The organism is Parvimonas parva, from assembly GCF_016552165.1.
Taxonomy (GTDB): domain Bacteria; phylum Bacillota; class Clostridia; order Tissierellales; family Peptoniphilaceae; genus Parvimonas; species Parvimonas parva.
In genome coordinates this window covers 34,370-47,780 of sequence record NZ_JACVDA010000001.1, presented here as the reverse complement: position 1 = coordinate 47,780, position 13,411 = coordinate 34,370, and the positions used below count along the sequence as shown (strand labels likewise).

Genomic DNA, 13,411 nt, shown 5'->3' with positions numbered 1-13,411 from the left:
ATAAATGGCTGAAATAGAAAATAAATTAAATGTAATAGATGTAGATATTGAAAAAGAGATGAAAAGTTCATATCTTGACTATGCGATGAGTGTAATTGTGGCAAGAGCTTTACCGGATGTAAAAGACGGATTAAAGCCCGTTCATAGAAGAATTATTTACGCTATGCAAGGTCTTGGACTTTTACCTGACAAGGCTTATAAGAAGTCTTCAAGACTTGTTGGGGAAGTAATGGGTAAGTATCACCCTCATGGTGATTCTGCAATTTACGATGCAACTGTAAGACTTGCACAAGATTTCAACTTGCGTTACCCTCTTGTTGACGGGCAAGGAAACTTTGGTACAATTGACGGCGACGGTGCAGCTGCTCCTCGTTATACCGAAGTTAGAATGCAAAAACTTGCTCTTGAAATGTTAAGAGATATAAATAAAGATACAGTTGATTTCGTTCCAAATTATGACGAAAATGAAAAAGAACCTGTCGTTCTTCCAAGTAAATTTCCAAATCTTTTGGTAAATGGTGCTGCCGGTATCGCTGTTGGTATGGCTACAAATATGCCACCACATAATTTAACTGAAGTAATTGATGCGACTTGTGAATATATCGATAATTTCGATATTTCCATCGAAGAGCTTATGCAATTTGTAAAAGGTCCTGATTTTCCGACAGGTGCTAATATTATGGGTCTTGAGGGAATTAAACAGGCTTATCATACAGGACGTGGAAAGATTACTGTAAGAGCAGTTGCAAATATTGAAGAATATAATAATAGAAATAGAATTGTAATTACAGAAATTCCATATCAAGTTAATAAAACTAATTTGATTATGAAGATTGTTGAGCTTATCAAGGATAAGAGAATTGAAGGAATTTCAGACTTAAGAGATGAAAGTAATATGAAGGGGATTAGAATTGTAATCGAATTAAAAAGAGATGCAAACCCAAATATTATTTTAAACAATCTTTATAAACACACACAAATGCAAACAACTTTTGGGGTTATAAACCTTGCGCTTGTAAATGGAGAGCCGAAAGTTTTAAACTTAAAGGAATTAATCGGATACTATGTTGAGCATCAAAGAGATGTAATCACAAGAAGATGTAAGTTTGAACTTAAAAAAGCTGAAGATAGAGCACATATTGTTGAAGGGCTTTTAAAGGCAATCGACCATATTGATGAAATCATCAAGATAATTAGAGCATCTTACTCTGATGCTTGTGAAAAACTTATGGAACGTTTCGGCTTTACTAAAATTCAAGCTGAAAGCATCCTTGAAATGCGTTTAAGAAGACTTCAAGGACTTGAAAGAGAAAAATTACAAGATGAATACAATTCTCTAATCAAAGAAATTGCAAGACTTAAAGAAATTTTAGGAAATGAAAGATTAATTTTAAATATAATCAAAGAAGAACTTTCTGAAATAAAAACAAAATTTGGAGATGAAAGAAGAACTGAAATCAAACCAAACTTTGATGAAATCGAAATTGAAGAGTTGATCAAAGAAGAAGACGTTGTAATAACTCTTACAAAACAAGGTTACATCAAGAGAATTCCTGAAGATACTTACAAAGTACAAAATAGAGGAGGAAAGGGAGTTGTCGCTCTTACAACAAAAGAAGACGACTATGTAGATAGTCTTTTTGTAACTTCAACTCATAGTATGATTTTATTTTTCACTAACAAAGGTAGAGTTTATAAACTTAAGGCTTACGAAATTCCAGAAGGAAAAAGACAAGCCAAAGGACAAAATATTATAAATCTTTTAGAATTGATGCATGGAGAAAAAGTTAATGCAGTAATACCGGTAAAAGATGCTGGAGCTGATGAATACTTAATTATGGCTACAAAGAATGGTACAATTAAGAGAACTTCAGTTGAACTTTTCAAGTCAATTAGAAAAGTTGGAATGAAAGCAATTAACTTAGTTGAGGACGACGAACTTATTCAAGTTAGAGTTTCAACTGTTGAGGACTCTGCAATCCTAGTAACTAAAAAAGGACTTGCAATCAAATTTGCCCTTTCAGATATTAGAGAAATAGGAAGAAGTGGACAAGGAGTTAGAGGAATTAAACTTGATAAAGATGATGAAGTTGTTTCAATGAATCTTGATTCTGAAGGAAAACACCTACTTGTAGTTTCCGAATACGGATTTGGAAAGAGAACCTTAGCCTCAAACTACAAAGTACAAAACAGAGGCGGAAAGGGTGTTAAGACATACAAAGTAACAAGCAAAACGGGATATGTCGTTTCATCAAAAATCGTAAATCAAAATGATGAAGTTATCGTGCTTTCACAAAGTGGTGGAATCATAAGACTTCTAGTTAAAGATATACCTGTAAAAGGTAGAGATACACAAGGAGTTATCATCAAAGACGTAAATAAAGATGATGACAAAATAGTTGCAGTTGCAAAATATGTAAATGACGTTGAGTAGGGAGGTACGAAGTGGAACTAAAAGTTGATTTAAGAAAAGAAGAAGAAACACTTTTTGTTGATTTACAAGGAGATTTAGACATTAACTCAAACAAAGAATTAAAAGAAAAAGTTAATTCAGTTGAGGGCGTTAAAAAAATAATAGTAAATTGTGAAAATCTTTCTTATGTTGATTCAACAGGACTTGGCGCTTTCATAAGCATTTACAAAAACATAAAAGAAAAAGGCGAAGGACTTGTAATAAGAGGATTAAAACCACATATCAAAAAAATCTTTCTTATTACAGATTTAGATAAAGTTTTTGAAATAGAGGAGTAATTATGGATAAAATATTTGTAAAAATTCCTTCAGAAAAAAAATATATCTCAACAATAAGACTTTTGATCTCTTCCATAGCCAATACAATTGCTATGGATATTGAAAATATCGAAGATTTAAAAGTTTCAATTTCTGAAGTTATGAATTTCTTTGTTGAAAAATGTGAATTTGTAGAAATCGCAGTCAATGTTCTTGAAGATAAAATGGAAATAGAAGTAAGCTCATACATTTCAATCTCAGGAATACAAGAACAAGAAGAAAATAAATTTGCTCTACTAATCCTAGAAAGCTTAGTTGACAAAATAGAATTTAAAGAAAAAAGTATATTTTTAGTTAAAAACAAAGGATAGAAATATGAAGAAAAAGGGATATAACAAACCAGATTCAGAAAAAATAAAAGCTCTTTTTAGAGAATATTTTGAAAATCCCACACCACAACTTAGAGATAAATTAATCGAAAAAAATCTATATATGGCTGAAATTTTAGCTAAAAAATATGTAAATCGTGGAATAGACTACGACGATTTGTTCCAAGTCGCAAGCCTTGGACTAATCTATGCCATAGATAGATATGACATCTCAAAAGGCTTTGAATTTTCAAGTTTCGCTATGCCGACTATCGTTGGAGAAATAAAAAGATATTTTAGAGATAAAGGTTGGGTAATTCGGGTTCCAAGAAGAATACAAGAGAACTCTAAAAAAGTTAATAATGCAAAATATCATTTAACACAAGAGCTTGGAAGAACTCCAACAATTAAAGATATTGCCGACTATGTAGAACTTTCAGAAGAAGACGTACTGGAAATTATGGAAGCTAGTAAAGTTTATACACCTCAATCCTTAGATCAAAGTTTTGAAAACTCAGACAGCGAAGACAAAGATACAAACCTAATCGACATAGTTGGAGAAGACGACAAAGAATTTGATTTTGTCGATAACCAAGACTTCATCAAAAAAACTTTAACAAAATTAACCGAAGTAGAAAAACAAATAATACTCGGAAGATATTTTGAAGAAAAAACGCAAGTTGCCCTTGCAAAAGAATTAAACATTTCTCAAATGACCGTAAGTCGCCTTGAAAAAAAAGCACTCGCCAAGTTTAGAGAAGAGTTGAATATGTAAATTTATGAAATAAAAAATCAACGGACATACGTTGATTTTTTTGTTGGGGAATGTCGAAAATTTTATAATAAATAATACGTATAAATATAGTATTTAAAATGAAAGATTTTTAATGATATTTATGTTATAATAATTAAAGAAGTTATTATAACATAAAATAAGTTACTAGCATAGTTATGTAAATTTTAGAATAGGAAAAATATATTTAGTATAAATAGTTGATTTTCATTGCTGAAGAAAAAAAATAGATTAAAGGAGAATATTTTACATGGGAAGTATAATATCAAATATAATTATGGATTCTGATTATAGAATTGACCAATTTAATCAAAAAGAAATTGATGAGCTAGAAAAGTTAGTTTTTACAAAAAAAAATAATAAAGGTGAAGAAGTTCCTTATGTGAATTGTATAGTAAGAAATAAGGATATTAAGTTAACTGGTGAAGAACTTGTTCGTCAATTATACTTAAATAAACTTATAAAAACCTATAACTATCCAAAAGATAAAATAGAACTAGAATATAGCGTTTCTTTTGGACGCGAAAAGAAAAGAGCAGATATTGTTATTTTTGACAAGATTGCAACAACAACTCCTTATATTATTGTTGAACTTAAAAAGCCAAAGTTAAAGGATGGAAAAGAACAGTTAAAGAGTTACTGTAATGCAACAGGAGCTCCTATTGGTGTTTGGACAAATGGTGGTCAGATTTCTTTTTATCATAGAAAAGACCCTAATTTTTTTGAAGACTTGCCTAATATTCCAACTTTTAATGAAAAATTATCAGATATTTTAAGTGGACGTTGGACAATAGCAGATCTTATATCTAAAGATAAACTTATTACAGAGAAAAAGAATCTTAAGGATCTTATCTTAGAAATGGAAGATGAGGTGCTTGCTAATGCTGGGGTTGATGTATTTGAAGAAGTGTTTAAATTAATTTTTACAAAGCTTTATGATGAAATGGAAAGCGGAAGAAATACTACAAGACATCTTGAATTTAGAAACTACGGAGATACGGAAAGTGAATTAAAAGAAAAGATACAAAAATTATTTAATAAAGCAAAAAGTAAGTGGGATGGTGTATTTTCAGAAGATGCTAAAATTTTGCTTAGTCCTTCTCATTTATCAGTTTGTGTATCTTCAATTCAAGATGTAAAATTATTTAACTCAAATCTTGATGTTGTAGATGATGCTTTTGAATATTTAATGGGAAAAACTTCAAAGGGAGAAAAAGGACAATTTTTTACTCCAAGATATGTTATTGATATGTGTGTCAAAATGTTGAATCCCAAAGTTGATGAAACTATGATTGATACTGCTAGTGGTTCTTGTGGTTTTCCTGTACATACTATTTTTTATGTTTGGAAACAAATATTAAAAGAAAAAGGTATTGAGCAAAGTCATCTTTTTACAAGTCAAGAAAAACCTGCTGAATGTACAGATTATGTAAATAGTAATATCTTTGCAATAGATTTTGATGAAAAAGCAGTAAGGGTCGCAAGAACTCTAAACTTAATTGCAGGGGACGGACAGACGAATGTACTACATTTAAACACCTTAGATTATGAACGCTGGGAAGATACCACTAAGACCGAAGATTGGACAGACACTTATAACGAGGGATGGAAGAAACTTAAAAAACTAAGAACAACTAAGAATAGCGACTATTCCTTTGAGTTTGATATTCTTATGGCTAATCCTCCTTTTGCAGGGGATATTAAAGAGTCTAGAATAATTTCTAAATACGAACTTGGTAAAAATACCAAAGGCAAATATCAATCAAAAGTCGGTAGGGATATTCTTTTTATAGAAAGAAACCTTAATTTCTTAAAACCGGGTGGAAGAATGGCAATTGTGCTTCCACAAGGCAGATTTAATAATTCATCTGATAAATACATCAGAGATTTTATAACGGAACGCTCTCGAATACTTGCTGTTGTCGGATTACATGGAAATGTTTTTAAACCTCATACAGGAACGAAAACATCGGTTCTTTTCGTCCAAAAATGGGACGATAAGCTTTGCCCTAAAAAAGAGGATTACCCTATCTTCTTTGCTACAATGGGGGAGCCGAGCAAAGATAACTCGGGCGATAAAATCTTTGTGAAAGATAAAGACGGATTGCCAATCCTTGATACACACGGACACCTTGTAGTAAAGCATGACCTATTTAATCATGATGGAGTAACAGAAGATGGCATAGCCGAAGCCTTTGCAGAATTTGCCAAAAAGGAAAAATTAAGTTTTTTCTAAATAGCCCGTTTGATAAAGAAAAATATGAAAGATTATTAAACGGGCTTGAAGTACGAGAAATCTCACTAAATGAAGTTGAAAAAAATAAAGATTGCAGAGTAGATAGTCAATTTTGGACTACAAAAATTTATTATAATCAGCACTTGGACTACAAAAAAATTGGTGATATATTAACAAAATCTCAATATGGAATTTCAATTGCAATGAATGAAGAAGGAATTGGATATCCTATTTATAGAATGAATGAGATTCATAATTTACTTTGTGATTTAGAAGTGGATAAATATGCTGATATAGCTCTTAAAGAGGCTAAAAAGTTTATATTGAAAGACGGTGATGTTTTATTTAATAGAACAAATTCTTTTGAATGGGTTGGAAGAACTGGAATTTATTATAAAAATGAATTAGATGATAGAGATTATGTTTTTGCTTCTTATCTGGTTAGATTTAATACAAATGATAATATAATTTTACCAGAGTATTTAAATATTTTTTTAAATTGCAAATATGGAGTATTGGATATAAAACGAAGAGCAAGACAATCAATAAACCAAACTAATGTAAACCCTGAAGAAGTAAAAGAAATGCAAATTCCAATATTGAGTATGAAATTGCAGAATAGACTCAAAGAATTTTTAATTAGTGCGAGTAACAAAGAAAAGAAATCCAAAGGCTTGTACTATTCAGCCGAAAAACTTCTCCTTTCCGAACTGGGACTTGAGAATTTCAATCCGTCAAATGAAAAAATATCTATTAAAACTCTAAAGGAGAGTTTCCTTAAGACCGGCAGACTGGATAGTGAGTATTATCAGCCTAAGTATGACGAATATTTACAGAAAATAAAGCTAAATAAACATACTACAATAAGCAATGAATTTGGGTTAATTAAAGAAAAAATGAAAAATGGATTGGGTAGTTATAATTATGTAGAAATTGGAGATGTTAATGTAAGTGATGGTAAAATTAGTCCAAAATTAATAGATGAAAAAGATTTACCAGCAAATGCAAAGATATTGCCCCAAAAAGGAGATTTGTTAGTATCTAAAGTACGACCTAATCGAGGGGCAATATCTATAATAGAGGAAGATTATAGTAATTTAGTTGTGAGCGGAGCATTTGCTGTTTTAAGAGAGAAGAAAGAGTCAGATTATAGGGTAGAAACTTTAAAAACATTGTTGAGAACACCTATTTATTCGGATTGGTTGCTAAAATTTAATGTTGGAACAAGTTACCCTGTAATAACGGATGAAGATATTTTATCTTTACCTATTCCGATTATAAAATCTAATGTTCAAGATGAAATTGCAAGTTATATCAAACAGAGTATGGAGTATTCTAAGAAAGCAAAAGAATTACTTGAAATTTCTACAAAAAGTGTTGAAATAGCTATTGACAAAGATGAAGAGACGGCATATAATTTCTTAGACAGACAGACAGACAGACAGACAGACAGACAGACAGACAGACAGACAGACACTAATTGCCTACTATAATGAGCAAGCAAGCTACTATATTAACCATGCGATATTCAGGCTTTATGAAGAAATCGGTTTGTTTGATGGTTTGAAATCTGTAAATTATACTGTTAAAAATCTTAAGGATACATTTGGCATTAGCGGGAGATTGGATAGCGAATATTATCAAGAAAAATATGACAGGTTATTTAAAAAACTATCATATAACAACTGTGATAAGTTATATAATCTTGTTATAATCAAAAAGTCAGTTGAGCCTGGAAGTGAAAGATATCAGACAAAAGGAATACCATTTATAAGAGTACAGGACTTAACGAAATTCGGTTTAACAGATACGAGTATTTATCTATCAGAGAATGAATTTAAAACTTGTATTAGACCAAAGAAAGACACAATACTTTTATCAAAAGATGGAACTGTCGGCATAGCCTACAAGATGAATAAAGACGAGGATATTATCACATCATCTGCCATACTACACCTCAATGTTAAGGATAAGAGAGTGCTACCTGATTATCTGACGTTAGTTCTAAATTCTGTAGCTGTCAAAATGCAAGCAGAAAAGGATGCTGGGGGTTCAATCATTAACCATTGGAAAAAGAGCGAAATAGAAAATGTAATCATCCCGATTGTCGAAAAGAAAAAACAGGAGCAAATAAGCAAGCTATTAATAGAGAGTGAAACTTTAAGGAGTGAAAGTAAATCTATTTTGGAAAAAGCAGTTAAGTCGGTAGAAATGGCGATTGAATGTGGAGAAGAAAAAGCTCTTTACTATTTAAACTCTAAATAAAATTAAAGAGATAGCAGTAATGTTATCTCTTTTTTTATAAAAAATTTGTATAGACAGATAATAAAATAATTGAAAATGAGTAATTTATTTTAATATCAAAAACCATTGAATCTACACAATTATTGTGATATACTTCTTATAAGTTTTTAATAAATTACAAAGGAGAAAATTATAGGTTATTTTAAAAATTCGTTTAAAGGATTAATCAAAGATTCAAAGGAAAAGAAAGAAGAGTATTCTGGTGACGAGTATTCTCCTACTTTGATTAAAGAAGCACATCTTACTTATTGGAAAAATTTTCACATATGTTAGCTTTAGCACCTTAGAATTACTCAATAACAGAAGGTAGTTTTCTAATATAGATAAGAAATAAAAAAATTCTAAAAAAAGACTTTATGGAGGTAAAATGTAAATGCCAGATAAAAAAACTTCTATTGAAAAAGTGAAAGCAATAGTTGAGGGCAATAGTAATTTTTTTATTGATACAACTGAAGAATTAAATAAATGTATTAAGCATATTTCAAATTTGATTTCAGATTCATACATTCTATACAAAAACAATTCATTTACGAGTTCTGCTTTTTTATCTATTGCTATTATTGAGGAAGTTGGTAAAGTTCACATGGGAATTTATATCAAACCTTCAGATTCTTTTATAAAAAAAGATAAACTTAGAGACCATAAGTCTAAACAGATTGTAGGAGCTAACTATACAATTAGTATGTCTGATAGAATTAATAAAGGAATTTCAATTGAGAAATTTGAAAAAATATTTGAATTAGCTTATTCTGGCAAATTAAAAGAATTGAGAGAAAAAGCTATTTATTGTGATAGAGAGAATAATGATATAATAATACCACAAGATACTATTTCCCAAGAATTTTCGAGAAATATGCTTTTATTTGCAATTGAATCATTTAATGACAATCTAGTAGGATATACATCTTATTCCATGGAAGAGTCAAAGAAAACAGATATACTTTTCGAAAATATTGCTAAATTATAAATTCTGTTGCACATATAGATTTTTATTAGTTAATGACAAAAATAAAAATATCAGTTTGTAGATTTATCAATCCACTTGAATTTCTAGACAATTTGGTATCTGTAAGTATTAATAATAACATGCAGCTATTATTATTTAAAATTTAAGGGATAGTGCGAAAATATAAGAACTTAAAAAAAGATACTTGAAAAAATACACTACTTGCAAGTATCAAAATGCCAATATATTTCAAAATGTCAATATATTTATTTATAGGAAATAATCGTGCAAACGAATGAGTATGTAATCAAATAAAAAATCAACGGAAATCTGTTGATTTTTTATTTGGGGGAAGATAGTTGATTTTAAATAAATATTTCACGTCATAATACTATGCGAATAAAGGCTCCCCCAACACGTCATCTCGACCGGAGTTGAACAAAGCGAAACGAAGCGAATCTAGCCCTAACTTAGATTATTTACAAGTAAATAATCTAAGTTAGGGCTAGATTCATTACACTCAGCTTCGCTTCGTTACAGTCGAGATGACGTATAAGAGAATAGTCTTCGTTTAATAGCTAGACGTTAAAAGTTAATAAGCTTCAAAAATTGTATATTAATTTTTATAAAAATTTTGCCCTTAAATATTGATTTATCCCTTAAAATATGATATATTTTAAGGGATAAAATTATTTTAAGGAGAAATTCAATGAGAAATTTTAATTATTCCAAAATTAAAGATAAAAAATGGGATTCTGAAATTCTATCTTTAGTAGCTTCAATTTATAAGTATCAAGGAAAACAGGAATTGTATTTAAAGCAAAGACCTGAAGAATTAAATAAGCTTATTGAAATTGCAAAGATGCAAAGTACAGAGGCTTCAAATGAGATTGAGGGAATTGTTACGACAAGTGCAAGACTTAAAAAGTTAGTTGAAGAAAAGACGACTCCAAGAAATAGAAATGAACAGGAGATTGCTGGGTATAGAGATGTTCTTAATATTATTCATGAAAATTTTGATGTCATTTCAATTTCAAAGAATTATATTTTGCAAATGCATAAAATAATGTTTAAATATATGGATAATCCACTTGCAGGAAAGACTAAGAATATTCAAAATTACATTACTATAAATTATTCAAATGGAGAGTCAGAAATTTTATTCACACCTCTTTCACCTTTTGAAACACCTGAAGCTTTGGAAAATATATGTAATGAGTACAATAAGGTTATTGGAAATTTCAATATAGATCCGCTTATTGCTATTCCAATTTTTATTCACGATTTTTTATGTATTCATCCATTTAATGATGGAAATGGCAGATTGAGCAGATTACTTACAACCCTTTTACTTTATAGAAGCGGTTTTTGTGTAGGTAAATATATATCTTTAGAGGCTTTGATTGCAAAGGATAAATCAGCTTATTATGAAGCACTTCAAAAATCAGGATTAAATTGGCATGAAGAAAATGAGGATATTTTTCTATTTATGAAATATTTATTAGGTATAATTCTTGCAGGATATAAGGAATTTGAAGATAGATTTTCTATTGTGGAAGAAAAGCTTCCTGCAATAGAGCTTGTAAGAAAAGCAATTTCACAGAAAATCGGAAGATTTACAAAGCAAGATATTAGAGAGCTTTGCCCAACTCTAAGTTTAAGTTCTATCGAGGGCTCTTTAAGAAAATTAGTAGATGAAGGAGAAATCCAAAGAGAGGGAATAGGCAGAGCTACAAAATATATAAGATTAAAATAGTAAAAAGTTGAAAATCAACGGAAACAGTTGCTTTCATAGTGCAGACAAAACTAATGCTTTGTCTGCACTATGAAGACCTACCTTTTATAGACGGTAGGTGTTTTTAAATTATCTTTTTTTCTTTTTAGAAACTATAGATCCAAGTAAACTTAAAGCTGTTAAAGATACTCCAAATGTAGAAATAGATGTTTTTGGTAATTTTTCTTTTTTATTTTTTATCTTTTTTTCTACAACTTTTACTGTGGAAATTTTTTTAACACTTAATCCTTCTTTATCTGTTACTTTAAATGTAATTTTATAAACTCCTACTTTATCTTTGTTAAATCCTCCATCATCTAGTATTTTAACTTTATCTTTTAAATCTCCATCTTCTTTGTCTGTTGCTTTTATTATTAAGTCTTTAAGATCTAAATTTTCTCCAACAGTTATTTCTTTATCCATTACAACAAGCTCTGGTGCGTGATTTAAGACACTTATAGGTTTTATTTTAGTACATTTCCATGTACCCGTAAAAGTTATATCTTTATCTTCTATTGTTTGTTCTTTTTTATTATATCCAAGAAATGTCCATTTTTCATCTTTTACTTTTATTTCTTTTTCTTTTGGCTCTTTTGGTATTATTTTTGTTCCTTTTTTATATTCGTTTTCATCTTTTGGTAATAAATTTAAAATTTCTTGTGGCAAATTTTTTTCATCTTCTGATTTGAATTTATAATTTACTTTATAAGTATTTTCATCATAAGTATTTTTATCATAAATTGCATATACTATAATATCTTGTGTTACTTTTGTATTTTTTGTAAAATCTTGTCCTGTTCCATCTTTTTTTGTATTCCAGCCTTTAAAAGTATATCCTTCTTTAGCTGGATTGTTTGGCATTTGACCTTTATCTTCTGTTATATTATCACTATCTATACTTTTTCCATTTTCAACTTCTACTTTTTTAATAACTTTATCACCATCTGTAAATGTTACTGTGTTATTTTGCACTATGTTATAAGTAAAATTTATAGTTGCAACGGGGCGTGTTTTTCCAAATTGTAGATGGTTCCCATGTGAATCGTAAAATATAAATTGTGCTTGATATTTACCGGCTTTTGTAACTATATATTTACCATCTTTTTTAGTTAGAAAATCACAATCTTCTATTCTAGTAGGTTTGCCATTTATCATAAAACCACCTATGCTTTGAATATCACTTTCTCCAATTTGATTTATAACAAAAGGCATTTTAAATTCACTTCCAACAGAAGCAGTTATTTCACCAAGATTTTGGTTATCAAAAGGACCTGCAGACATATAATTCTTATCATTTTTATCTATTTGAAATTTTACATTTTTAAAGTTTGCGTTTAAGACAACTTCTCTAATTTTATTATTTTGAAAAGCTCTATTAGAAATACCATGCCAGCCATTATTAACTAAAGTAGAAGGAAGTATTACTTTTTCTATTTGATTGCTTGAAAAAGCAACAGGAGAAATTTCAGTAACTCCCTCTGGAATTTCTAAAGTTCCTTTTATTTTTTGAGAGAAAAAAGCTCCATAACCTATTTTTTTAAGAGTGCTTGGAAAAGTTACGCTCTCTATATATTCATCATCTGGCGTTTGATCAGGTCTCTTAAAAGCGACAGAATCTATGATTTCTATTCCTTCTGGAATAACTACATGATGATTTTTTTTTAGTTTTTCTTTTCCTTTATCTGTTAGAGCATAACGAGTAACATTTTCTGTTCCTTGTGGTGTTTGAATCTCAACTCTTCCACCTAAAGTTTTTCCATTATTTGTTGTAAAAAAGTCGTCTTTTTCCCAAGTTATTTCATTATTTTTATTTATTTTTTCATCTTTAACTGTATCTTTTAAAACTATATTATTTTCTTTTATTTCTTTTGCGTTACTACTACTAGCTACAGTTGTCAAAATTAAAGGTATAAGCATTAGTGAACTTTTAAATTTTTTCATTATTTCCTCCTTATGTATAAGATATAATATATTATATATATATATTTGTCAAGAGATTTTATAAATTTAATTATCCAATTATCGTTTTTGATATTAAAAGTTCTAATTCAAATTCTATATTTCTTTGTTTTGTTTTGTTTTGTTTTTATATTTTCTTCAACTTTATAACATAGTTATATACAATCACAAAGTGTTTGTATTTTAAAAGTTTGTTCTACGCTATATAATTTTTTACATTCATAGTTTGAAATTTTAAGTTCTTTTGCTATTTGTTCAACTTTTTATTCTTGCAATTTAGAAATATTAGTAGTTTGATAAT

At 29.3% G+C, this 13,411-nt stretch carries 10 protein-coding genes; 9 read left to right on the top strand and 1 reads right to left on the bottom strand.

The window, feature by feature from the left end:
• Nucleotides 1–4: 4 nt before the first annotated feature.
• The 9 genes from gyrA to IBJ83_RS00140 all read left to right on the top strand — a co-directional run bounded on the left by gyrA (nt 5) and on the right by IBJ83_RS00140 (nt 11,133).
• Nucleotides 5–2,434 (top strand): DNA gyrase subunit A, encoded by a 2,430-nt coding sequence (gyrA, locus tag IBJ83_RS00180; protein WP_201274866.1) that lies wholly within the window; start codon nt 5–7, stop codon nt 2,432–2,434.
• Nucleotides 2,435–2,445: 11 nt separating this feature from the next.
• Nucleotides 2,446–2,751 carry an STAS domain-containing protein gene (locus tag IBJ83_RS00175; protein ID WP_201274865.1) on the top strand — a complete coding sequence of 102 codons (306 nt, stop codon included), beginning with the start codon at nt 2,446–2,448 and terminating at the stop codon, nt 2,749–2,751.
• Between the two features lie 2 nt (nt 2,752–2,753).
• Entirely contained in the window at nt 2,754–3,101 is a 348-nt protein-coding gene (locus IBJ83_RS00170; RefSeq protein ID WP_201274864.1) for an ATP-binding protein, read from the top strand.
• Between the two features lie 4 nt (nt 3,102–3,105).
• Entirely contained in the window at nt 3,106–3,873 is a 768-nt protein-coding gene (locus tag IBJ83_RS00165) for a SigB/SigF/SigG family RNA polymerase sigma factor (protein ID WP_068473269.1), read from the top strand.
• 268 nt (nt 3,874–4,141) lie between these two features.
• Nucleotides 4,142–6,127 carry an N-6 DNA methylase gene (locus tag IBJ83_RS00160; protein ID WP_201274863.1) on the top strand — a complete coding sequence of 662 codons (1,986 nt, stop codon included), beginning with the start codon at nt 4,142–4,144 and terminating at the stop codon, nt 6,125–6,127.
• 143 nt (nt 6,128–6,270) lie between these two features.
• Nucleotides 6,271–7,620, top strand: coding sequence for a restriction endonuclease subunit S (locus tag IBJ83_RS00155; RefSeq protein WP_201274862.1), 1,350 nt, complete (start codon nt 6,271–6,273; stop codon nt 7,618–7,620).
• A gap of 58 nt (nt 7,621–7,678) precedes the next feature.
• Entirely contained in the window at nt 7,679–8,392 is a 714-nt protein-coding gene (locus IBJ83_RS00150) for a restriction endonuclease subunit S (RefSeq protein ID WP_201274861.1), read from the top strand.
• 412 nt (nt 8,393–8,804) lie between these two features.
• Nucleotides 8,805–9,398, top strand: a complete 594-nt coding sequence (locus IBJ83_RS00145; protein WP_201274860.1) for an AbiV family abortive infection protein — start codon at nt 8,805–8,807, stop codon at nt 9,396–9,398.
• 688 nt (nt 9,399–10,086) lie between these two features.
• Nucleotides 10,087–11,133 (top strand): Fic family protein, encoded by a 1,047-nt coding sequence (locus IBJ83_RS00140; RefSeq protein ID WP_201274859.1) that lies wholly within the window; start codon nt 10,087–10,089, stop codon nt 11,131–11,133.
• A 108-nt stretch (nt 11,134–11,241) separates the two neighbouring features.
• On the opposite strand, the gene IBJ83_RS00135 is transcribed toward IBJ83_RS00140, so the two are convergent.
• Entirely contained in the window at nt 11,242–13,092 is a 1,851-nt protein-coding gene (locus tag IBJ83_RS00135) for an SHIRT domain-containing protein (protein WP_201274858.1), read from the bottom strand.
• Between the last annotated feature and the right edge of the window lie 319 nt (nt 13,093–13,411).

Coding starts and splice junctions, on each gene's coding strand:
- gyrA (WP_201274866.1), top strand. CDS start 5: ATGGCTGAAATAGAAAATAAATTAAATGTAATAGATGTAGATATTGAA.
- IBJ83_RS00170 (WP_201274864.1), top strand. CDS start 2,754: ATGGATAAAATATTTGTAAAAATTCCTTCAGAAAAAAAATATATCTCA.
- IBJ83_RS00165 (WP_068473269.1), top strand. CDS start 3,106: ATGAAGAAAAAGGGATATAACAAACCAGATTCAGAAAAAATAAAAGCT.
- IBJ83_RS00160 (WP_201274863.1), top strand. CDS start 4,142: ATGGGAAGTATAATATCAAATATAATTATGGATTCTGATTATAGAATT.
- IBJ83_RS00145 (WP_201274860.1), top strand. CDS start 8,805: ATGCCAGATAAAAAAACTTCTATTGAAAAAGTGAAAGCAATAGTTGAG.
- IBJ83_RS00140 (WP_201274859.1), top strand. CDS start 10,087: ATGAGAAATTTTAATTATTCCAAAATTAAAGATAAAAAATGGGATTCT.
- IBJ83_RS00135 (WP_201274858.1), bottom strand. CDS start 13,092: ATGAAAAAATTTAAAAGTTCACTAATGCTTATACCTTTAATTTTGACA.